22 protein-coding genes are annotated in these 20,512 nt (G+C 73.3%); 16 read left to right on the top strand and 6 right to left on the bottom strand.

Going from position 1 to position 20,512, the window contains the following annotated elements; all coding sequences use genetic code 11:
* The first annotated feature begins 306 nt into the window (after positions 1-306).
* From ABD296_RS40205 to ABD296_RS40195, 3 genes are all read left to right on the top strand, one after another.
* Complete coding sequence (locus ABD296_RS40205) at positions 307-687, top strand: TraR/DksA family transcriptional regulator (RefSeq protein WP_344280412.1); 381 nt, start codon at positions 307-309, stop codon at positions 685-687.
* Positions 688-755: 68 nt separating this feature from the next.
* Positions 756-1,391 carry a signal peptidase II gene (gene lspA, locus ABD296_RS40200; RefSeq protein WP_344280386.1) on the top strand — a complete coding sequence of 212 codons (636 nt, stop codon included), beginning with the start codon at positions 756-758 and terminating at the stop codon, positions 1,389-1,391.
* On the top strand, positions 1,388-2,323 hold the full coding sequence (locus ABD296_RS40195) for an RluA family pseudouridine synthase (protein WP_344280383.1): 936 nt from the start codon (positions 1,388-1,390) through the stop codon (positions 2,321-2,323). The genes lspA and ABD296_RS40195 overlap by 4 nt, the downstream gene beginning before the upstream one ends.
* A gap of 27 nt (positions 2,324-2,350) precedes the next feature.
* Here the strand turns inward: ABD296_RS40195 and ABD296_RS40190 are convergent, their stop codons facing one another.
* Positions 2,351-2,734, bottom strand: coding sequence for a chorismate mutase (locus tag ABD296_RS40190; RefSeq protein ID WP_344280380.1), 384 nt, complete (start codon positions 2,732-2,734; stop codon positions 2,351-2,353).
* Positions 2,735-3,080: 346 nt separating this feature from the next.
* On the opposite strand from ABD296_RS40190, the gene dnaE reads away from it, so the two are divergent.
* Entirely contained in the window at positions 3,081-6,611 is a 3,531-nt protein-coding gene (dnaE, locus tag ABD296_RS40185) for a DNA polymerase III subunit alpha (RefSeq protein WP_344280377.1), read from the top strand.
* 60 nt (positions 6,612-6,671) lie between these two features.
* Here the strand turns inward: dnaE and ABD296_RS40180 are convergent, their stop codons facing one another.
* A complete protein-coding gene (locus ABD296_RS40180) occupies positions 6,672-7,427 on the bottom strand; it encodes a DUF6882 domain-containing protein (protein ID WP_344280374.1) in 756 nt (251 codons plus the stop codon).
* A gap of 142 nt (positions 7,428-7,569) precedes the next feature.
* Between ABD296_RS40180 and ABD296_RS40175 the strand changes: the two genes are divergently transcribed.
* Positions 7,570-8,172 (top strand): hypothetical protein, encoded by a 603-nt coding sequence (locus ABD296_RS40175; protein ID WP_344280371.1) that lies wholly within the window; start codon positions 7,570-7,572, stop codon positions 8,170-8,172.
* Here ABD296_RS40175 and ybaK read toward each other — a convergent pair.
* Positions 8,056-8,562: a Cys-tRNA(Pro) deacylase gene (gene ybaK / locus ABD296_RS40170; protein ID WP_344280368.1), complete on the bottom strand. Its 507-nt coding sequence runs from the start codon at positions 8,560-8,562 to the stop codon at positions 8,056-8,058. The genes ABD296_RS40175 and ybaK overlap by 117 nt on opposite strands.
* A gap of 32 nt (positions 8,563-8,594) precedes the next feature.
* Entirely contained in the window at positions 8,595-9,257 is a 663-nt protein-coding gene (locus ABD296_RS40165; RefSeq protein ID WP_344280365.1) for an LON peptidase substrate-binding domain-containing protein, read from the bottom strand.
* 192 nt (positions 9,258-9,449) lie between these two features.
* Between ABD296_RS40165 and ABD296_RS40160 the strand changes: the two genes are divergently transcribed.
* From ABD296_RS40160 to ABD296_RS40120, 9 genes are all read left to right on the top strand, one after another.
* Complete coding sequence (locus tag ABD296_RS40160; RefSeq protein WP_344280362.1) at positions 9,450-10,274, top strand: PhzF family phenazine biosynthesis protein; 825 nt, start codon at positions 9,450-9,452, stop codon at positions 10,272-10,274.
* Between the two features lie 133 nt (positions 10,275-10,407).
* The gene (gene hisD, locus ABD296_RS40155) at positions 10,408-11,715 is read left to right on the top strand and encodes a histidinol dehydrogenase (RefSeq protein ID WP_344280360.1); all 1,308 of its coding nucleotides are present in this window, start codon (positions 10,408-10,410) and stop codon (positions 11,713-11,715) included.
* Positions 11,712-12,812, top strand: coding sequence for a histidinol-phosphate transaminase (locus ABD296_RS40150; protein WP_344280358.1), 1,101 nt, complete (start codon positions 11,712-11,714; stop codon positions 12,810-12,812). The genes hisD and ABD296_RS40150 overlap by 4 nt, the downstream gene beginning before the upstream one ends.
* Positions 12,809-13,402 (top strand): imidazoleglycerol-phosphate dehydratase HisB, encoded by a 594-nt coding sequence (gene hisB, locus ABD296_RS40145; RefSeq protein ID WP_344280355.1) that lies wholly within the window; start codon positions 12,809-12,811, stop codon positions 13,400-13,402. The genes ABD296_RS40150 and hisB overlap by 4 nt, the downstream gene beginning before the upstream one ends.
* Before the next feature lie 2 nt (positions 13,403-13,404).
* Positions 13,405-13,575: a hypothetical protein gene (locus tag ABD296_RS40140; RefSeq protein WP_344280352.1), complete on the top strand. Its 171-nt coding sequence runs from the start codon at positions 13,405-13,407 to the stop codon at positions 13,573-13,575.
* Positions 13,572-14,210 (top strand): imidazole glycerol phosphate synthase subunit HisH, encoded by a 639-nt coding sequence (gene hisH, locus ABD296_RS40135; protein ID WP_344280349.1) that lies wholly within the window; start codon positions 13,572-13,574, stop codon positions 14,208-14,210. Before ABD296_RS40140 ends, hisH begins: the two co-directional genes overlap by 4 nt.
* 57 nt (positions 14,211-14,267) lie before the next feature.
* On the top strand, positions 14,268-14,987 hold the full coding sequence (gene priA, locus ABD296_RS40130; protein ID WP_344280346.1) for a bifunctional 1-(5-phosphoribosyl)-5-((5-phosphoribosylamino)methylideneamino)imidazole-4-carboxamide isomerase/phosphoribosylanthranilate isomerase PriA: 720 nt from the start codon (positions 14,268-14,270) through the stop codon (positions 14,985-14,987).
* Positions 14,984-15,745 carry an imidazole glycerol phosphate synthase subunit HisF gene (gene hisF, locus ABD296_RS40125; protein WP_344280344.1) on the top strand — a complete coding sequence of 254 codons (762 nt, stop codon included), beginning with the start codon at positions 14,984-14,986 and terminating at the stop codon, positions 15,743-15,745. Before priA ends, hisF begins: the two co-directional genes overlap by 4 nt.
* A 40-nt stretch (positions 15,746-15,785) precedes the next feature.
* On the top strand, positions 15,786-16,040 hold the full coding sequence (locus tag ABD296_RS40120; protein ID WP_344280342.1) for a hypothetical protein: 255 nt from the start codon (positions 15,786-15,788) through the stop codon (positions 16,038-16,040).
* Here ABD296_RS40120 and ABD296_RS40115 read toward each other — a convergent pair.
* The gene (locus ABD296_RS40115; RefSeq protein ID WP_344280339.1) at positions 16,037-17,725 is read right to left on the bottom strand and encodes a CocE/NonD family hydrolase; all 1,689 of its coding nucleotides are present in this window, start codon (positions 17,723-17,725) and stop codon (positions 16,037-16,039) included. The genes ABD296_RS40120 and ABD296_RS40115 overlap by 4 nt on opposite strands.
* 217 nt (positions 17,726-17,942) lie before the next feature.
* On the opposite strand from ABD296_RS40115, the gene ABD296_RS40110 reads away from it, so the two are divergent.
* Positions 17,943-18,521, top strand: a complete 579-nt coding sequence (locus tag ABD296_RS40110; protein WP_344280336.1) for a hypothetical protein — start codon at positions 17,943-17,945, stop codon at positions 18,519-18,521.
* A gap of 31 nt (positions 18,522-18,552) precedes the next feature.
* Here the strand turns inward: ABD296_RS40110 and ABD296_RS40105 are convergent, their stop codons facing one another.
* Complete coding sequence (locus tag ABD296_RS40105; protein ID WP_344280333.1) at positions 18,553-19,707, bottom strand: acyl-CoA dehydrogenase family protein; 1,155 nt, start codon at positions 19,705-19,707, stop codon at positions 18,553-18,555.
* Between the two features lie 132 nt (positions 19,708-19,839).
* Between ABD296_RS40105 and ABD296_RS40100 the strand changes: the two genes are divergently transcribed.
* Entirely contained in the window at positions 19,840-20,382 is a 543-nt protein-coding gene (locus tag ABD296_RS40100; RefSeq protein WP_344280330.1) for an RNA polymerase sigma factor, read from the top strand.
* The last annotated feature ends 130 nt before the right edge of the window (positions 20,383-20,512 follow it).

Raw genomic sequence — 20,512 nt, 5'->3', positions numbered from 1 at the left:
GAGGCCACCATGGCCGGCGCGGGAAAGAGCGCGGTGCCCTCTGCCCCCTCCACCAAGAAGGGGCCCTCGGGTAAGACGGGGTCCTCCGGCAAGACGGGACCCTCCGGCAAGAAGGGCCGGGGCGGGCGGCAGCCCGCGCCGAAGGCGCCTTCGGCGAAGCCGGCCAAGCCCGCCGCGAAGCGCGGCGCCGCCAAATGCGCGGCCAAGCCGGACGAGGCCGGGACGAGCGAGACCGGAACGAGCACGGCCAAGCCGGACGCGGCCGAGGCGGGCACGGTCAAGGCCGTCGCGGCGAGGGCGGCAGAACTGCCGGTCCGCGAGGGCGAGGGCCACTGGACGGCCGTCGAGCTGGCCGAGGTGCGGGCCGGGCTGGAGGAGCAGATCGCCGCGCTGCACCGGGAGATCACGGCGTCCGCGGTGCAGATCGCGGAGGGCGACATCAGCGAGGGGGCCGGCGACGACCAGGCGGACCTGGGCGCCAAGACCTACGAGCGCGAACACGAGCTGGCACTGGCATACAATTCACGGGACCTGCTCGCACAGATGGAGCGGGCCGTCCAGCGAATGGAAGCCGGCACGTATGGGATCTGCGAGTCGTGCGCTACGCCGATCGGCAAGGCGCGCCTTCAGGTCTTCCCGCGTGCGACCCTGTGTGTGACATGCAAACAACGCGAGGAACGTCGCTGAGCGACCCAACGAACCCTGACGGCGGGGCCGGGGAATCCACGGGATCTCCCCGGCCGCGCCGCGTCGGCGTGCTGATCGCCGTGGCCCTGGCCGCGCTCGCCGCCGACATCGTGTCCAAGACCGTCGTGGTGGCGACGCTGCACGACCGGTCGCCCGTCCGGCTGCTCGGCGGGCTGCTGACGCTGCGCGAGACCCGCAACAGCGGTGCCGCGTTCTCGATCGGCACCGGCTACACGATCGTCTTCACCGTGATCGCCTGCGGTGTGGTGGTGGCGATCCTGCGCACCGCCCGCAACCTGCGCAGCCTGCCCTGGGCGATCTGCCTGGGGCTGCTGCTCGGCGGCGCGATCGGCAACCTGATCGACCGGCTGTTCCGGGCCCCGGCCCCGCTGAAGGGCCACGTCGTCGACTGGATCGAGTTCCCGCACTACCCGGTGTTCAACCTGGCGGACTCGGCGATCGTCTGCGGCGGCGTCCTGGCCGTCGTGCTGGCGGCCCGCGGCCTCCAGATCGACGGGACGCGCCTGTCGGGCAAGGACGCCGAGGAGAGCGAGGACGGGGACGGCGCCGGAGAACCGGACGCCCCCTCCGCCAAGGACGAGGCTCCCGCGCGGGACGAGACGGCCACCGCCCCGGCGCCCGGCCCGGACGCCGGGCCCGCCTCCGGGAGCGACGACGTCCCGGCGCGGGAGGAGAAGCCGTGACGGGCGAGGTCCGCAGCCTCCACGTGCCGGACGGCCTGGAGGGGGAGCGGGTCGACGCCGCGCTCGCCCGGCTGTTCGGGGTGTCGCGGGGCGGGGCCGCCGACATCATCGCCGCCGGCGAGGTCCTGCTGGACGGCCAGGAGGTGGCGACCAAGTCCGAGAGGCTGCACGCGGGCGCCTGGCTGGAGGTGACGCTGCCGCCCCCGCCGGCGCCGCCCGCGCCGGTCGCCGAGCCCGTCGCCGGCATGGGGATCCTGTACGAGGACGACGACATCGTCGTGGTGAACAAGCCGATCGGCGTCGCCGCGCACCCCACGACCGGCTGGACGGGCCCGACCGTCCTCGGCGGCCTGCTCGGCGCCGGGCACACGATCGCGACCAGCGGCGCGTCCGAGCGGCAGGGCATCGTGCACCGGCTCGACGCCAACACCACCGGCGCGATGGCGGTGGCCAAGAGCGAGGTCGCCTATTCGCGGCTCAAGCGGGCGTTCAAGGAGCGCCGCATCGACAAGCGCTACCAGGCGCTCGTGCAGGGCCATCCCGACCCGTTCCGCGGGACGGTGGACGCGCCGATCGACCGGCACCCGTCCGGCGACGGCCGGTTCGCGGTCGTGGCGGGCGGCAAGCCGTCGGTGACGCACTACGACACCGTGGAGGCGTTCCGCGCGGCCACGCTGCTGGACATCGACCTCGAGACCGGCCGCACCCACCAGATCCGCGTGCACATGTCGGCGATCCGGCATCCGTGCGTGGGCGACATGGCCTACGGCGCCGACCCCACCCTCGCGGAGCGGCTCGGCCTGCGGCGGCAGTGGCTGCACGCCGTCCGGCTGGGCTTCGAGCACCCCACGCGGGGCGACTGGGTGGAGTTCGAGAGCCCCTACCCCGACGACCTGGCGCACGCCCTGGAGATCGTCTCCACCGAGTCCTGACCGGCCGGACGCCCGGACGCCCGCCGGTCAGCGATCGGCGGCGTCCAGGCCCGCCTCGATGACCGCGTTCATGATCTTCGTGAGGTGGTCGCGGCCGAGCGAGGGGGCGTGCTCGGCCATCGCGTCGACGATCTCCCGCTCCCGGCCGGGGTTGCGGCCCGCGAACCCGCCGACGGGCTTGAGCCGCTGCACGAGGGCGGCGACGGCGGCGCGGCGCTCCAGCAGGACGGCCAGCGCCGCGTCCAGGCCGTCGATCGCCGCCCGCGCCTGCGCGACCGTCGCCAGGTCGTCGGCGACCGGCAGCGGCACGCGCAGCAGAGGGGCGCGCGACGCGGCGGCCCCCTCCGGCGTTCCGCAGGCGGGGCAGGACGGTCCGGAGGCGCCGGTGGCGTCGATGACCTGGTCGTGCATGTCGGTCTCCCTCTCTCGCGGCGGCCGCACCGCGCAGGGGATCCGTGCCCGGGGCCGCGTCCATGGAAAAAGGGACGCCCGTGCCCTGTCAAATCCCGGACACCCGTCTCGCGTCGTGAGACGGCCCGAGCGGGTGCGACGGGTGTTCCCGCGGGTGCCCGCCGTGACGTGCGAGACGGTGGGCGAGTCGGGGAGCGGGCGCCCCCCGGACGGGGTTAGGCTCTCAGGACCGCGTCATCCCGGCGACCCCGCCGGGACGGCGTTCTTCCCCCGGGACCCATAACGCGACCACGTGCGGCCCACGCACGTGGGCGGTCGCATGCGAGCATCAGGAGGCGCAGCGGGCATGGCCGACTCTTTCGTTCACCTGCACGTTCATACCGAGTACTCCATGCTGGACGGAGCCGCCCGGTTGAAGCAGATGTTCGAGGAGGTCGGGCGGCAGAAGATGCCGGCGATCGCGATGACCGACCACGGCAACATGCACGGCGCCTACGACTTCCACAAGCAGGCCACCGCCGCCGGCGTCGTCCCCATCATCGGCATCGAGGCCTACATGGCCCCCGAGTCGCGCTTCCACAAGAAGAAGGTCCAGTGGGGCGAGCCGAGCCAGAAGCGCGACGACGTCTCCGGCGGCGGCCTGATCAACCACATGACGCTGTGGGCGCGCAACAGGACCGGCCTGCACAACATGTTCAAGCTGTCCAGCCGCGCCTACACCGAGGGCTTCGTCTTCAAGTACGCGCGCATGGACGAGGAGCTGCTCGCCGAGCACGCCGACGGCGTGATGGGCACGACCGGCTGCCCGTCCGGCAAGATCCAGACCCGGCTGCGGCTCGGCCAGTTCGACGAGGCGCTCAAGGCCGCCGCCACCTTCCAGGACATCCTCGGCAAGGACAACTACTTCCTCGAGCTGATGGACCACGGCCTCGACATCGAGCGCCGCGTCCGGCAGGGCCTCATCGACATCGGCAAGAAGCTGAACATCCGGCCGGTCGTCACCAACGACTCGCACTACACCCACGAGTCGGAGGCGACCGCGCACGACGCGCTGCTGTGCGTCCAGGTCGGCAAGCAGCTCGCCGACCCCGACCGGTTCCGGTTCGACGGCAGCGGCTACTACCTGAAGACGGCGGACGAGATGCGGGCGATCGACGCGTCCGACATCTGGCTCGAGGGCTGCAAGAACACCCTCCTGCTCGCCGAGCGGGTCGACCCCGCGGGCATGTTCGAGCACCGCGACCTCAGCCCGCGCTTCCCCGTCCCCGAGGGGGAGACGGAGGAGAGCTGGTTCCGCAAGGAGGTCTGGGCGGGCCTGGAGCGGCGCTTCCCGGACGGCCTGCCGGACGGGTACCGGGAGCAGGCCGAGTACGAGATGGGCGTCATCCTCGGCAAGGGGTACCCGTCCTACTTCCTCGTCGTCGCCGACTTCATCATGTGGGCCAAGCAGAACGGCATCCTGGTCGGGCCGGGACGAGGGTCCGCGGCGGGCTCGCTGATCGCCTACGCGATGGGCATCACCGACCTCGACCCGATCCCGCACGGGCTGATCTTCGAGCGGTTCCTGAACCCCGAGCGCGCGTCCATGCCCGACATCGACATCGACTTCCCTGAAGACCGGCGCGCCGAGGTCATCAAGTACACGACGGAGAAGTGGGGCGCCGACAAGGTCTCCTTCATCGCCACCTTCGGCACCATCAAGGCGAAGGCCGCCATCAAGGACGCCGGCCGCGTCCTCGGCTTCCCGTACGCGCTGGGCGACCGGATCTCCAAGGCGTTCCCGCCCGCCGTCATGGGCAAGGACATCCCGCTGTCGGGCATCTTCGACGACAAGCACCCGCGCTACGGCGAGGCGGGCGAGCTGCGCAAGCTGTACGAGGAAGAGACCGACGTCAAGCAGATCATGGATCTGGCCCAGGGCCTGGAGGGGCTGATCCGGCAGACGGGCGTGCACGCCGCCGGGATCATCATGTCCGGTGAGACGATCACCGACCACGTGCCGATCATGCGCCGCGACGCCGACGGCGCGATCATCACGCAGTTCGACTACCCGACCTGCGAGACGCTCGGCCTGCTGAAGATGGACTTCCTCGGCCTGCGGAACCTGACGATCATCGACGACGCGCTCAAGGGGATCAAGAAGAACAAGGGCGTCGACGTCAACCTGCTCGAACTGCCGCTGGACGACCAGCCGACCTACGACCTGCTCGCCCGCGGCGACACGCTCGGGGTGTTCCAGTTCGACGGCGGCCCGATGCGCTCGCTGCTGCGGCTGATGAAGCCGGACAACTTCGAGGACATCTCCGCCGTCGGCGCCCTGTACCGGCCGGGCCCGATGGGCGCGAACTCCCACACCAACTACGCGCTGCGCAAGAACGGCCAGCAGGAGATCACCCCGATCCACCCGGAGCTGGAGGAGCCGCTCAGGGAGATCCTCGACACGACCTACGGCCTGATCGTCTACCAGGAGCAGGTCATGGCGATCGCGCAGAAGGTGGCGGGCTACACGCTCGGCAAGGCGGACCTGCTCCGCCGCGTCATGGGCAAGAAGAAGAAGGCCGAGCTGGACGCCCAGTTCGTCGGCTTCGAGCAGGGGATGATCGACAACGGCTTCTCCAAGGAGGCCGTCAAGACGCTGTGGGACATCCTCGTCCCGTTCTCCGACTACGCCTTCAACAAGGCGCACTCCGCCGCGTACGGCCTGGTCTCCTACTGGACCGCCTACCTCAAGGCGAACTACCCGGCCGAGTACATGGCGGGCCTGCTGACGTCCGTCGGCGACGACAAGGACAAGAGCGCCCTCTACCTGTCGGAGTGCCGCCGGATGGGGCTGAAGGTCCTGCCGCCGGACGTCAACACCTCCGAGGCCGACTTCACCCCGCTCGGCGACACCGAGATCCGGTTCGGCCTGTCGGCGGTCCGCAACGTCGGCCACAACGTGGTGGACGGGATCGTCGCGGCGCGCAGGGAGAAGGGCGCCTACACCGACTTCAACGACTTCCTCAGCAAGGTCCCGTCGCAGGTCTGCAACAAGCGGGTCGTGGAGTCGCTGATCAAGGCGGGCGCGTTCGACGAGCTCGGGCACCAGCGCAAGGCGCTGCTGATGGTGCACGAGCAGGCGATCGACTCGGTCATCGACATCAAGCGCAAGGAGGCCGTCGGGCAGGACTCGCTGTTCGGCGCGCTGGAGGACGACGGCGGCGAGGACGCCTTCGCCGTCGTGATCCCCGAGGGCGAGGAGTGGGACAAGACCACGCTGCTGGCCTTCGAGCGGGAGATGCTCGGCCTGTACGTCTCCGACCATCCGCTGCTGGGCGTCGAGCACATCCTGGAGCGCGAGGCCGACTGCGCCATCGCCGCCCTCAACGAGGGCGAGCGGCCGGACGGGCAGATCGTGATCATCGCGGGGCTGCTGTCCGGCCTGCAGCGCAAGGTCACCAAGCAGGGCAACTCGTGGGCCATGTTCCAGCTGGAGGACCTGGCCGGCTCCATCGAGGTGCTGTGCTTCCCGTCGTCGTACCAGCTGTGCTCCACGCTGCTCGCCGAGGACGCGATCCTCATCGTCAAGGGGAAGCTGGACCGCCGCGAGGACGTCGCGAAGATCATCGCGATGGAGGTCACCCAGCCGGACCTGACCATCACCGAGGGAACGGGCCCGCTGGCGGTGACGCTGCCGCTCGGCCGCTGCACCCCGCCGACCGTGTCGCGGCTGAAGGAGGTGCTGATCACCCACCCGGGCTCGTCGGAGGTGCATCTGCACCTGCAGAACGGGCCGCGCACCACGGTCGTCCGGCTGGACGACCGGCTGCGCGTCGCCCCGTCCCCGGCGCTGATGGGCGACCTGAAGCAGCTCCTCGGCCCGTCCTGCCTCGGCTAGCGGCCGGGCCGGCAGCCGCCGGGACCGGAACCGGCCGGAACCGGCGGCGTCAGCGGCCCGTCATCGATCCGTCGCCGCGGACGACACCGGGACGTCGCGGTGCCGGCCACGGGCGGCGGGCGGGGGCGCGGGCGTGAGGTCGGCCTGCCAGTCGACGAAGCGGCCCAGGCCGTCGAAGAGCGCGCGGGCGGTGCCGCCGCCGGGCAGCACCATCTCGGTCACCTCGTCGGTCTGCCGGTAGGCGACGCGGTGGTGCGACAGCAGGCCCGCGAGGGTGAGCCGGGGCTCGTGCGGGAACAGTCCGGCCGCGCCCGTGAGGAGCCGGGGGACGGGGATCGGGTCCCAGCCGGCGGCCGGCACCTGCGGGTCGTCCACGTGCAGGTAGGCCGAGCCGCCGTCGTAGCCGGCGCCGATGTAGCCGGCGCCGCGCAGCACCCCGCCCGCCGCCATCGCGATCAGCTCGCCGCCGTGCCCGGCCGGGCCGTCGTACCAGGACAGGTCGACCTCGGGCGTGGTGAACTCGGTGATGCCGAGCCGCTCGCCGAGGGCGCGGATCACCAGGGTCGGGACGACCGCCGGGTGGGCCTCGCCGAACTGCGGGTTGGCCCACCCCCACAGCCAGGTGCGCTCGCGCGCGGCGTAGGAGCCGAGCAGCGAGACGCGGACGGTGGCGCCGCCGCTGGCGTAGGTGCGGGCGGTGAGGTCGGCGCTCCAGTCCTCGCGCGGGAGGAACTCGGCGAGCGTCTCCTGCTGCTGCAGGACGACGGCCGCCAGGGCGGCGCCGAGGCGTTCGAACGCGGGACTGAATCCGGACATGTCGGGCACATTATCCCAGTAGCCGGGGCGGTCGCGGGTGTGAATCACAACGGGAGTCGGGCACCCTTCGATTGTCGAACGGCTGACCTGGGCAGGCTAGGCTTTCGCTGTCAGAGGACACTTCCACCTAGGAGCGTACGCAGTGCGGCGACCGACCGGGAGGCAGTTGACGACCTGGCTGGTCACCACCGCCATCGTGACGCTGCTCGGGCCGCTCGCGGGGCTGCTGTGGGGGAACACGATCCCCAAGGTGACCTATGTGATCGTCCAGGGTGAGGCGCTGGTCGCCGATCCGGAAGGCGAGGGGCCGATCGGGGTGGACGGCCGGTTCGCGCTGATCGCCCTCTCCCTCGGGCTGCTGTGCGGCATCGCCGCGTACCTGGCGGGCGGCCGCCGCAACGACGTCGCGCTGCTGCTCGGCCTGGCCGCCGGCGGCGTCGCCGCGTCCCTGCTCGCCTGGAAGACCGGCCACCTGATCGGGCTCGGCCACTTCCAGGACGTCGTCCGGCACGGCCGCGACGGCGCCACCGTCACCGGCGTCGCCGACCTGCGCGCCAAGGGCCTGCTGATGGCCTGGCCGCTGGTCGCGGTCGCCGCCTACGGCCTGCTGGAGGTGGTGTTCCGCCGGCTACCCCCGGGCGATCGCGGCGACGGTGGCGCCGGTGAGGGCGACGAGGTCGGCAGGGACGAGCTCGATCTGGAGTCCGCGCCGACCGGCCGAGACGTAGACGGTCCCGAGCGCTGACACCGACGCGTCGATCACCGTCGGCAGCCGGCGGCGCTGCCCCAGCGGGCTGATCCCGCCGACCACGTAGCCGGTGGCGCGCTCGGCGTCGCGCGGGTGGGCCATCACCGCCTTCTTGCCGCCCGCCGCCGCGGCCAGCGCCTTCAGGTCCAGCGACCCCGACACCGGGACGACGCCGACGGTCAGCCGCCCGTCCACCTCGGCCAGCAGCGTCTTGAAGACCTGGTCGTGCGGGACGCCGAGCGCGTCGGCCGCCGCCGCGCCGTAGGAGTCGGCGTCCGGATCGGGCTCGTAGGGATGCAGCGTGAACTCGATCCCGGCCTTCGCCGCGGCGACCGTGGCGGGCGTGCCCTTGCCGCCGGCCTTGCTCCCCCCTGTCTGCCTGCTCATGGGCCCAGTCTGCCGTGATCTTCGGCGCGGCGTCAGTTCAGGGTGAACGAGCCGTCCAGGAACTGGCCGGCCGGGATCATCGGCAGCTCGTCCAGGATCCGGTTCTCCCGGGCCAGCAGGTCGCGCTCGGCCGCCAGCCGCAGCGCCGCGTCCTCGCACTCCAGCAGCCGCTGCTTCTCGTGCCCGTCCAGCACGACCGACGCGGCGATCAGGTAGGACAGGGCCACCGGGTCGTCCGGCAGCTCCGGGTCCTCGACCGTGCCGGCTCCGGCGGCCGACAGCCGCTCCCGGTACAGCCGGAACAGCCGCCGCACGCGATGGGCGGTCGGCCCGGGATCGGCGCCCGGCTCCTCGGAGAGGAACTCCACCTCGCCCTGCAGGTAGGGGCGGGACCGGTCCAGCTCCTTGACCCGGAAGCGGCGCGTCCCGGTGGTGACGATGTCGTAGCGGCCGTCGGGGTGCCGCCTGGCCTCGCGCAGCTCGGCCAGGCAGCCGACGCCGGCGAGGCGGCGCGCCGCGTCCTGCCCGACCTCGTGGCCGAGCTCGATGCAGACCACGCCGAAGCCGCGCGGTTCGGGCCGTTCGAGCAGGTCGCCGACGAGCAGCCGGTACCGCTCCTCGAACAGGTGCAGCGGCAGCACCAGGCCGGGGAACAGCACGGTGCCCAGCGGGAACAGGGGGAGCCGCTCCGTCATGTCGCCTCTTTCCCGAGCCGGCCGGGGGGACGCCCTCGGCGCCAGCGTACGCCGCCGTCGATGATCTTGGTAAGGGCTGATTTTTCATAGTGTGAAGCAGGTGTCACGGGCCGGGCCGTCCGGGGCCGTCCGGGCCACTCGTGCCCGATTGGCCGTGCCGCCGCCGGGGGCGCCGCCGGTAGCGTCGGCGGCATGAGGATGCTCGTCGTGGACGCCTTCGCCGACCGCCCCTTCGCCGGGAACCCCGCCGGGGTCTGCCTGCTGGACGGTGCCGCCGACCCGGACTGGATGCAGCGGGTCGCGGCCGAGATGAAGCACTCGGAGACCGCGTTCGTCCGGCCCGTCGACGAGGCCGATGCGGACTTCGAGCTGCGCTGGTTCACGCCGCTCGTCGAGGTCGCGCTCTGCGGGCACGCGACAATGGCCGCCGCGCACGCCCTCTACGACACCGGCACCGTGCCCGCCGGCCGCCCGATCCGCTTCCGGACGCTGAAGAGCGGCGTCCTCACCGTCACCCGCGACGCGGACGGCGCCCTGGCGATGGACTTCCCCGCCTGCCCGCCCGAGGCCGCCGCGCCCCCGGCCGAGCTGGCCGGGGCCCTCGGCGGCGTCGAGATCGGGTGGACGGGGCGCAACGTCCAGAACGACCTGGTCGTCGAGCTCGCCGACGAGGACGTGGTGCACCGGCTGGCGCCCGACATGGCGGCGCTCGGGCGGATCGACGCGCGCGGGGTCGTCGTCACGGCGCGGCTCGCCGAGCGCGAGCACGACCGCGAGCACGACTTCGTGTCCCGCTTCTTCGGCGCGCGGATCCTGCTCGGCGACGGCGAGGACCCCGTCACCGGTTCGGCGCACTGCGCGCTCGCCCCGTTCTGGGGGGAGCGGATGGGCCTGGAGGAGTTGACCGGCTACCAGGCGTCCGAGCGCGGCGGCTACGTCCGGATGGCGCTGCGCGGCGACCGGGTGATCATCTCCGGCGAGGCGGTCACCGTGCTGGACGGGACGCTGCGGGTCTGAGCGATGTCGCTCCTGTGACGGATGTCGCCCCTGTGGCGACAGGGACGGGTGGCGCCCTCCGGGGCGGCGACACGGGCGTCTCGGCACCTGAGACGGTGCGCGAGGGACGGGAGCCACTCCGTAGACTGGGCGGGTGATTTCCCGTATCGACCTGCGCGGCTCGCTTCCCGGCGACCTGCGCACCGTGCTGCCCCGCGCCGAACTCGACGTCGAGGCCGCCCTGGACAAGGTGCGGCCGATCTGCGAGGACGTGCGCCATAGGGGCTCGCAGGCGGTGCGGGAGCACACCCGGGTCCTGGACGGGGTCGAGCTGGAGAGCACCCGCGTCCCGGTCCGGGCCGTCCACCAGGCCCTCGCCGGGCTCGACGCGGCCGTGCGGGAGGCGCTGGAGGAGAGCATCCGCCGCGCCCGCGCCGTGCACCGCGACCAGCGCCGCACCGACACCACCACGCGGGTCGTGCCCGGCGGCACCGTCACCGAGCGGTGGATCCCGGTCGGCCGCGTCGGCCTGTACGTGCCGGGCGGCCGCGCCGTCTACCCGTCCAGCGTGGTCATGAACGTCGTCCCGGCGCAGGAGGCGGGCGTCGAGTCGCTCGCCGTGACCTCGCCCGCGCAGAAGGAGTTCGGCGGCCTGCCGCACCCGACGATCCTGGCGGCGTGCGCGCTGCTCGGCGTCGAGGAGGTCTACGCGGTGGGCGGCGCGCAGGCGATCGCGATGTTCGCCTACGGCACCGACGAGTGCCCGCGCGTCGACCTGGTCACCGGGCCGGGCAACGTGTACGTCGCCGCCGCGAAGCGGCTGCTCAAGGGCGTGATCGGCATCGACGCCGAGGCCGGCCCGACCGAGATCGCCATCCTCGCCGACGACACCGCCGACCCGGTGGACGTCGCCGCCGACCTGATCAGCCAGGCCGAGCACGACACGCTCGCCGCCGCCGTCCTGGTGACCGACTCGGCGCGGCTCGCCGACGAGGTCGAGCGGGAGCTGAAGGCGCAGGTGGCCCGCACCAAGCACACCGAGCGGATCACCGAGGCGCTCGCCGGGCGCCAGTCCGGCATCGTGCTGGTCGACGGGATCGACGACGGCCTGAAGGTCGTGGACGCCTACGCCGCCGAGCACCTGGAGATCCAGACCGCCGACGCGGCCGCCGTCGCCGACCGCGTCCGCAACGCCGGCGCGGTCTTCGTGGGCCCGTACGCGCCGGTGTCGCTCGGCGACTACCTCGCCGGGTCCAACCACGTCCTGCCGACCGGCGGGTGCGCGTGCCATTCGTCCGGGCTGTCGGTGCAGACGTTCCTGCGCGGCGTCCATGTCGTGGAGTACGACCGCGACGCCCTCGCCGAGGCCACCGGGCGCGTCGTCGCGCTCGCCGAGGCCGAGGACCTGCCCGCGCACGGCGCGGCGCTCAAGGCCCGCTTCGACTGGGAGATCCCTTCGTGACTTCGCCGAACGACCTGCCGCTGCGGGACGACCTGCGCGGCCGGGAGCCCTATGGCGCGCCGCAGCTGGACGTCCCGTACGCGCTGAACACCAACGAGAACCCCTACCCGCCGTCCGATCGGCTGGTGAAGGCGCTCGGCGAGGCCGTCATGGACGTCGCCGGGTCGCTGAACCGCTACCCCGACCGCGACGCCGTCGCGCTCCGCGAGGACCTCGCCGCCTTCCTGAACACCGACACGCCCGGCGCCGGCCTCACCGCCGGGCGGGTGTGGGCGGCGAACGGCTCCAACGAGATCATCCAGCAGATCCTGCAGGCGTTCGGCGGGACGGGCCGCACCGCGCTCGGCTTCGAGCCGTCCTACTCGATGCACCCGATCATCACCGGGGTGTCCGGGACCGGCTGGATCAACGCGTTCCGCGACGAGGACTTCGGCCTGGAGCCGGCCCGCGCGATCGCGGCCGTCGAGGAGCACCGGCCCGGCATCGTGTTCCTGACCTCGCCGAACAACCCGACCGGCACCGCGCTGCCGCTGGAGGCCATCGAAGCCGTCCTGGACGCCGCGCCCGGCATGGTCGTCGTCGACGAGGCCTACGCCGAGTTCCGCCGCGCGGGCACCCCGTCGGCGCTGACGCTGCTGGACGGCAACCCGCGGCTGATCGTCACCCGGACGATGTCCAAGGCGTTCGCGATGGCGGGCGCCCGGCTCGGCTACCTCGCCGCCGACCCCGCCGTGATCGAGGCGCTGCTGCTCGTCCGGCTGCCCTACCACCTGTCGGCCGTCACCCAGGCGGTGGCGCGCACCGCGCTCGCACACGGCGAGGAGCTGCTCGGCGGCGTCGAGGCGCTGCGCCGCGAACGCGACGACCTGGTCGCGTGGCTGCGCGCCGAGGGGCTCCGGGTGGCCGACTCCGACGCCAACTTCGTGCTGTTCGGGACGTTCCCGGACCGCCGGAGGGTCTGGGAGGCGCTGCTGGAGCGCGGCGTGCTGATCCGCGAGGTCGGGCCGCCCGAGTGGCTGCGGGTGAGCGTCGGCACCCCCGAAGAGATGGCCGCCTTCCGCACTGCCCTCAAGCAAGCAATGAAGGAGAGCGTGTGACGCGCAAGGGAAAGGTCGAGCGCGGGACCAAGGAGACGCGGGTCCTCGTCGAGATCGACCTGGACGGGACCGGTCAGGTCGACGTGGCGACCGGCGTGGGGTTCTTCGACCACATGCTGGCGCAGCTCGGCAAGCACGGGTCGTTCGACCTGACCGTCAAGACGGCCGGCGACCTGCACATCGACAGCCACCACACGATCGAGGACACCGCGATCGCGCTCGGCCGGGCGTTCCGCGAGGCGCTCGGCGACAAGGCCGGCATCCGCCGCTTCGCCGACGCCTCCATCCCGCTGGACGAGGCGCTCGCGCAGGTCACCGTGGACGTGTCGGGCCGCCCCTACCTCGTGCACGTGGAGCCGGACGGCATGGCGCCGATGATCGGCCCCGAGTACGACACCACGATGACCCGGCACATCTTCGAGTCGTTCGTGTCGAACGCTCAGGTGGCGCTGCACGTCCACGTCCCGTACGGGCGCAACGCGCACCACATCGTCGAGGCGCAGTTCAAGGCGCTGGCGCGCGCGCTGCGCGACGCGGTGGCGTTCGACCCGAAGGTGCACGGCATCCCGTCCACCAAGGGAGCGCTGTAGCCGTGGACATCGGCGGACTGCACTTCACCTTCTTCAACATCGCCGTCTTCGCGGTCGCGCTGTTCCTGCTCGCCGGGGTCTACAGCTTCATCAGGCAGGGCCTCAAGGGCGCCGCGCTGATCGTGCTGTTCCTGGCCGGGCTGGCGTTCGCCGGGGGAGTGATGTGGCTGTGAGCCCGAACGTCGTCGTGCTCGACTACGGGTCGGGCAACCTGCGCTCGGCCGAGCGCGCCGTGGCCCGCGCGGGCGCCGACGTCACCGTCACCGCCGACTGGGACGCCGCACTCGCCGCCGACGGCCTGGTCGTGCCGGGCGTCGGCGCGTTCGCCGCCTGCATGGCGGGCCTGCGCTCGGTGCGCGGCGAGCAGATCATCGGCCGCCGCCTCGCCGGGGGCCTGCCCGTCCTCGGCATCTGCGTCGGCATGCAGATCCTGTTCTCCAAGGGCATCGAGCACGGCGTCACCACGGAGGGCTGCGACGAGTGGCCCGGCACGGTCGACGGGCTGGAGGCGCCGGTCGTCCCGCACATGGGCTGGAACACCGTGGACGTCCCGGACGGCTCCGTCCTGTTCCAGGGGCTCGCGGACGCCCGGTTCTACTTCGTCCACTCCTACGCGGCGCGCCGCTGGGAGCTGGCGCCCGACCCGACCGGCACCATCGAGCCGCCGCTGGTCACCTGGGCCGAGCACGGCGACCGGTTCGTCGCGGCGGTCGAGAACGGCCCGCTGTGCGCGACCCAGTTCCACCCGGAGAAGTCCGGCGACGCGGGGGCGCGGCTCCTGCGCAACTGGCTGTCCACCCTCTCCTGACCGCGCCCGCGCGCCGCTCGCGCCGGGGACGCTCACCTGTATCGATAGGGTTTCCGCATGACTCTGACGCTCCTTCCCGCCGTTGACGTCGCCGACGGACAGGCGGTCCGCCTGGTGCAGGGCGAGGCCGGCACCGAGACCTCCTACGGCGCCCCCCTCGACGCCGCGCTGGCCTGGCAGGACGCGGGTGCGGAGTGGATCCATCTGGTCGACCTGGACGCGGCGTTCGGGCGCGGCTCCAACCGGGAGTTGCTCGCCGAGGTGACCGGGCGGCTGGACGTGAAAGTGGAGCTGTCGGGCGGCATCCGCGACGACGCGTCGCTGGAGGCGGCGCTGTCGACCGGCTGCGCGCGGGTCAACATCGGCACCGCCGCGCTGGAGAACCCGGACTGGTGCCGCAAGATCATCGCCTCGCACGGCGACAAGATCGCGGTCGGTCTGGACGTCCGGGGCACGACGCTCGCCGCGCGCGGCTGGACGCGCGAGGGCGGCGACCTGTGGGAGGTCCTCGCCCGGCTGGAGGCCGACGGCTGCCCGCGCTACGTCGTCACCGACGTCACCAAGGACGGCACGCTGCGCGGCCCGAACACCGAGCTGCTGCGCGAGGTCTGCTCCCGCACCGACAAGCCGGTCGTCGCGTCCGGAGGCGTCTCGTCCCTGGACGACCTGCGCGAACTCGCCAAGCTCGTGGAGGCCGGAGTCGAGGGCGCCATCGTCGGCAAGGCGCTGTACGCGCAGGCGTTCACGCTGGAAGAGGCCCTGGAGGCGGTGAAGTGACCGTCGCCGTACGGGTCATCCCCTGCCTGGACGTCGATGCCGGGCGCGTCGTCAAGGGCGTCAACTTCCAGAACCTGCGGGACGCCGGCGACCCCGTCGAGCTGGCCCGCCGCTACGACGCCGAGGGCGCCGACGAGCTGACGTTCCTGGACATCACCGCGTCCAGCGCCGACCGCTCCACCACCTACGACGTGGTGCGCCGCACCGCCGAGCAGGTGTTCATCCCGCTGACCGTCGGCGGCGGCGTCCGCACCGTCGACGACATCGACCGGCTGCTGCGCGCCGGCGCCGACAAGGTGTCGGTCAACACCGCCGCGATCGCGCGGCCGGAGTTCCTGCGGGAGGCCGCGCACCGGTTCGGCTCGCAGTGCATCGTGCTGTCGGTCGACGCGCGCCGCGCCGACGGCACCGAGTCCGGGTTCGAGGTGACGACGCACGGCGGTCGCAAGGGCACCGGCATCGACGCCGTCGAATGGGCGCGCCGCGGCCAGGAGCTCGGCGTCGGCGAGATCCTGCTGAACTCCATGGACGCCGACGGCACCAAGGCCGGCTTCGACCTGGAGATGCTGCGCCGCGTCCGGGAGGCCGTCACCGTGCCCGTCATCGCCAGCGGCGGCGCGGGCGCCGTGGCGCACTTCGCCCCGGCCGTCGCCGCCGGCGCCGACGCGGTGCTCGCCGCCAGCGTCTTCCACTTCGGCGAGATGAAGATCTCCGAGGTGAAGGACGCGCTGCGCGGCGAGGGCAACCCCGTCCGCTGACCCCGTCCGCCGACCCCTCGCCGCGAGAAGGAAACCCCCCGTGACCGCTTCACCCCGGTGCGCCCTCGCCACCTGCGCACGGCTGCCCGAGGGCAGCGACGACGCGCGAATGCTCGCCGCCGTCCCCGGCGGCCACGACCTGCTGTACGCCCGCGTCGACCTGATCCCCGGCCCGGACGGCGAGCCGCTCCTGATCGAACTGGAACTGACGGAGCCCGCCCTCTATCTCGAACACGCCCCCCGGCAGCGACGCCCGCTTCGCCAAGGCCGTCGCCGGCCGGCTCTGAAACCCTAGGCGGGGTCCTCCTCGGGGGCCGGGGTCGCGGATTCGGGCGAGGCGCCGGCGATCGGAAGGATGATCGCCGAGGGGTGGTCCGGGTCGTGGAAGACCTCCTGGGACGCCTGGACCATCCGGCGGGCGGTGGCGAGCGGCTCGCCGGTGCCGGGGTTCGCGGCGACCTTCGGGTGGGCGCCGCTGGTCACGTGCACGCGGACGCGGTGGCCGCGCGCGAAGCGGTGCCCGGTCGGCCACAGGTCGACCGCGATGCGGCGGACGCCGGCCGTGCCGACCGGCTTCTCGGCGAACGCGGGGAGGCGCAGCCCGCCCTCGCAGACGTTGCGGGACGTCCCGTCCGGGGCGACGTCGCAGAGCCGGACGACGAAGTCGGTGTGCTCGCGGTCGGAGCGGACGAACAGGTCGGCGCCGACCGGGCCGATCACCTCGAGGGGCTCGGTGAGCGGCGGCGAGGTGAACACCAGCACGTCCGGGCGGCCTTCCAGCGGCCGGTTGTCGACGGGGCGGGAGCTGCCGAGCAGGGTCGGGCCGCCGAGCGCGGGGGTGGGGCGGGCCGGATCGAACCGGTACGTGCTCGGCTCGGACGGGCGGGGGCCGTCCTCGCCGAGGCCGCCGCCGGGGTGCAGGTGCCAGCGGTCCTGGCGCATGCCGGGCGGGGGCCAGTCGCCGTAGTGCCGCCACTCGCGGGCGCCGGTGACGTACAGCCGGACGGGTTCGGCGCGCAGCCCGGACGGGTCGCCGAGCAGGTGCGCGCGGAACCAGGCGAGCGTCTCGCGGAACGACACGAGCCCGTGCCGGGCGTCGGTGTGCCACCAGGGGCCGATGGTGAGGTACGGCCGGTGCCCGGCCGCGCGCAGCGCCAGGTAGTCCTTGATCTCCCACGGCAGGAACACGTCGTACCAGCCGCCGAGCAGGGCGACGGGCGCCTCGACGCCGCCGACGGTGCCGCTGAAGTCGCGGCCGTCCCAGTAGCCCGCGTCCGTGCCGTGGTTGGCGAGCAGGTCCTGGTAGAAGCGCATCTGCGCGCCGCCGGTCGCCACGTCCAGCTCCGACAGGGGGAGGCCCGAGCGGGCGGCGCGGACGGCGCGGCGGCGCGACAGCAGCGTCGCCGTCAGCAGGCCGAGCGGCTGCTGCTGCCGGTGGGTGAGGTCGGTCCAGGTGAGCGTGGACTCCAGCGCGAACGAGCCGCCGACGTAGGCGGCGTCCCGGAACGACGACGCGGTGATCTGCAGCGACATCGCCTTCAGCTCCGGGCCGGCCTCGGCGGCGATCGCCCAGGCGGAGTAGCCGAGGTAGCTGGCGCCGTAGGTGGCGAACGCGCCGCCGAACCACGGCTGCTCCTTCAACCACGCGACGGTGGCGAGGCCGTCGTCGCGCTCGCCGCCGAGCGGGTCGAACTCGCCGCCGGACCCGAACGTCCCGCGCGAGCTCTGCACGACCAGCTGGAACCCGAACGGGACGAACAGCAGGCCGTTCGCCAGCGCGGCGGGGCCGCGCCGCCCGTACGGGGTGCGCACCAGGATGGTCGGCGGCGGCCGCCGCGCCCCCTCCGGGACGTAGCGGTCGGCGAGCAGCGTCACGCCGTCCGGCATCGTGACCGGCAGGTCGCGCTCCACCGTGTAGCGGAGCCCGCGCGGGCGGCGGATCCGGATCGGCGGGGCGGGCAGTCGGTCCCTGAGGGCCATGCGACCTCCCAAGATTGCTACTACCTAGTAGGGTAACCGCTCGCGCCCGGCCGACACCTCCGCGGCTTGCAGAAGTCCCTGACGTGCGGGTACGCGGTCTGGGATCGTGGCGGCACGACACGGTGACGTTCGGATCGGGGGGACCGGGATGGGGCCGGGAGCGAACGGTCCGGCGGGACCCGCGCCGCCCGCGTGGTCCGCGCCGTCCGCCCCACCCGTGTCGCGCGTACCGTCCGCGGGCTGGTACGCGCTCCCCGTCGCGCTCGTCGTGCTGGCCGCCGCGGGGTTCCTCACCGTGACGGCGCTGACGCGGGACGAGTCCGACGCCGCCCGCGGGCCCACCGCGACCGGCGACGCGGCGAGCGGCCTGCTCGTCCGGCTGTCGGCCGGGCACACCTACTTCCTCTACGTGCGCCGGGACGGCTCCGCGCCGTTCGGGTGCGCCGTCGCGCCGGGCGCCGGGCGGGACCGCGTCCGGCTCACCCGCAAGAACTCCTCGCGCGCGGCCGACCGCCCCGGCTACCGCTACACCGCGTCGATGACGGCGCCGGTGACCGGTCCGGCCGTGCTGACCTGCCAGGGCACGGACGGGCCGCTGCTGGTGACGCCGGACGGCGGCGCCCGCTTCTACGCCGGGGTCGCGTCCCTCGTCGCGCTCGGCCTCTGCGGGGCAGCCGCGGCCGTGTCCGTCCTGACGCTGGTCCGCCGCGGCCGTGCCCGGCGGCGGACGCGGGCACGCGTCGCCGGAGCGGCCGCCCGCGCGGCCCGCCTCGCCGCCGGACCGCGCCTGTACTGACCGGCACGCGTCCCGCTTCAGGCGGGGAAGGTCAGCAGGCGTATCCGGCGTCGCGGGCGAGGTGGCGGCCGATGACCATCCGCTGGATCTGGTTGGCGCCCTCGAAGATCTGCATCACCTTCGCCTCCCGCATGTACCGTTCCACGGGATGGTCGCGGGTGTAGCCGTCGCCGCCCAGCACCTGCACCGCGTCGGCCGTCACCTTCATCGCCGCGTCGGTCGCGGCGAGCTTGGCGATGGACGCCTGCCGCGCGAACGGCAGCCCGCGGTCCTTGCGCCGGGCGGCCTCCAGGTATCCGGCGCGGGCCGTCTCCACGGCCGCGGCCATGTCGGCGAGCAGGAACGCGATCCCCTGGTTGGCGATGACCGGGCGGCCGAACTGGCCGCGCCCCGCCGCGTACCGGACGGCGTGGTCCAGCGCGCCCTGCGCCAGCCCGACGGCGCACGCGGCGATGCCGAGCCGCCCCGCGTCCAGCGCCGCCGCCGCGATCGGGAATCCGCAGCCCTCGTCGGCGATCCGCCAGTCGTCGGGCACCCACGCGTCCTCGAAGTGCAGCCGCGCGGTGGTGGAGGCGGTGAGGGCCATCTTGCGCTCGGGCGGCCCGAACGCCAGGCCGTCCATGCGCCCCTCGACGAGGAAGCAGGTGAGCCCGCCGGGGCCGCCGGACGTGCGGGCGAACAGCACGTAGAAGTCCGCCTCGCCGCCGTGCGTGATCCACGTCTTGGTGCCGGTGATCCGGTAGCCGTCCCCGTCCGGGACCGCGAGCGTGCTGAGCCCCGCCGCGTCCGGCCCGGTGAACTCCTCGGCCAGCGCGTACCCGCCGAGCAGGTCGCCCTCCAGCAGCTCCGGCAGCTGCTTGCGCTGCACGTCGGTGCCGCAGGCGAACAGCGGGAAGCAGGACAGGGTGTGCACGCTCACCCCGACCGCGACCGACGCCCACACCGCCGCGATCTCCTCCAGCACCTGCAGGTACACCTCGTACGGCTGGCCGCCCCCGCCGAGGTCCGGCGGATAGGGCAGGCCGAGCAGCCCGGCGCGGCCCAGCATCCGGAAGATCTCGCGGGGGAACGCGCCGGCCTCCTCGGCGGGCGCGGCGCGCGGCGCCAGTTCCCGGCGGGCGATGTCGCGGGCGAGCGCGACCACGTCTGCGGCCTCGGGCGAGGGGAGCATGCGATCTGCGGGCATGCCCACATCATGGCTGATCAGAGGCGCTGCGCGGGGCGGACCGGAAATGGTCTCCGCTTTGTTCCTTTTGACGCCGGGAACAAAAACGCCCGAGCGTGGTAAACCTTCCTCCCGCACGTTCGTCTCTGCTCCGTGACGTACCAGCAGCAGACGACAGGGGCCATCGCGGTGCCGCTCACGCGTCCCGGCGACGGGTACGAGGAACTGTTCACCGCCCACTTCTGGGGCCTGGTCCGGCTCGCGACCCTCCTCGGCGCCGACGACGCGGAGGACGTGGTGCAGGACGCGTTCGTCCGGCTGCACCGCAAGCGCCGCACCCTGCGCGACCAGAACGCCGCGCTGGCCTACCTGCGCTCCAGCGTGTGCAACGCGGCCCGCAGCCGGCTGCGGCACCTGCGGATGGCGCGCCGCCGGCACGCGCAGCTCGCGCCGCCGTCCGAGGCCGGGTCCGCCGAGCACCAGGTGGTGCACGACGAGGACGTCCGTGCCCTGCTGGCCGCCGTCGCGGACCTGCCCGGCCGGCAGCGCGAGGTGCTGGTGCTGCGCTACTGGCTGGACCTGAGCGAGCGCGACACCGCCGAGACCCTGGGCATCGCCCTCGGCACGGTCAAGGCCCACACCGCCCGCGCCATCGCGGCGCTCGGCCGGCGCTTGAAGGACGAGGAGGCGACATGAACGGCATCGAGGAACGGCTGAAGGACGCGTTCGGCGCGCGGGCGGGCACCGTCCGCCCGCACCCCGGCGCCCGCGCGGAGAACGCCCGCCGGATCCGCCGGTCGCGGACCCGGCGCCGGGTGGCCGCGCC

The organism is Actinomadura napierensis, assembly GCF_039529375.1.
GTDB lineage: Bacteria > Actinomycetota > Actinomycetes > Streptosporangiales > Streptosporangiaceae > Spirillospora > Spirillospora napierensis.
Note: the sequence above shows the minus strand (reverse complement) of the source record. Positions and strands in the feature narration are given on the sequence as shown.

Bases quoted from the DNA above. Each gene is read 5' to 3' on its own strand.
- ABD296_RS40165 (WP_344280365.1), bottom strand. From the start codon at position 9,257: ATGACGGAGCGGCTCCCCCTGTTCCCGCTGGGCACCGTGCTGTTCCCC.
- dnaE (WP_344280377.1), top strand. From the start codon at position 3,081: ATGGCCGACTCTTTCGTTCACCTGCACGTTCATACCGAGTACTCCATG.
- ABD296_RS40190 (WP_344280380.1), bottom strand. From the start codon at position 2,734: ATGCACGACCAGGTCATCGACGCCACCGGCGCCTCCGGACCGTCCTGC.
- ybaK (WP_344280368.1), bottom strand. From the start codon at position 8,562: ATGAGCAGGCAGACAGGGGGGAGCAAGGCCGGCGGCAAGGGCACGCCC.
- priA (WP_344280346.1), top strand. From the start codon at position 14,268: ATGACTCTGACGCTCCTTCCCGCCGTTGACGTCGCCGACGGACAGGCG.
- ABD296_RS40160 (WP_344280362.1), top strand. From the start codon at position 9,450: ATGAGGATGCTCGTCGTGGACGCCTTCGCCGACCGCCCCTTCGCCGGG.
- ABD296_RS40115 (WP_344280339.1), bottom strand. From the start codon at position 17,725: ATGGCCCTCAGGGACCGACTGCCCGCCCCGCCGATCCGGATCCGCCGC.
- ABD296_RS40105 (WP_344280333.1), bottom strand. From the start codon at position 19,707: ATGCCCGCAGATCGCATGCTCCCCTCGCCCGAGGCCGCAGACGTGGTC.
- ABD296_RS40180 (WP_344280374.1), bottom strand. From the start codon at position 7,427: ATGTCCGGATTCAGTCCCGCGTTCGAACGCCTCGGCGCCGCCCTGGCG.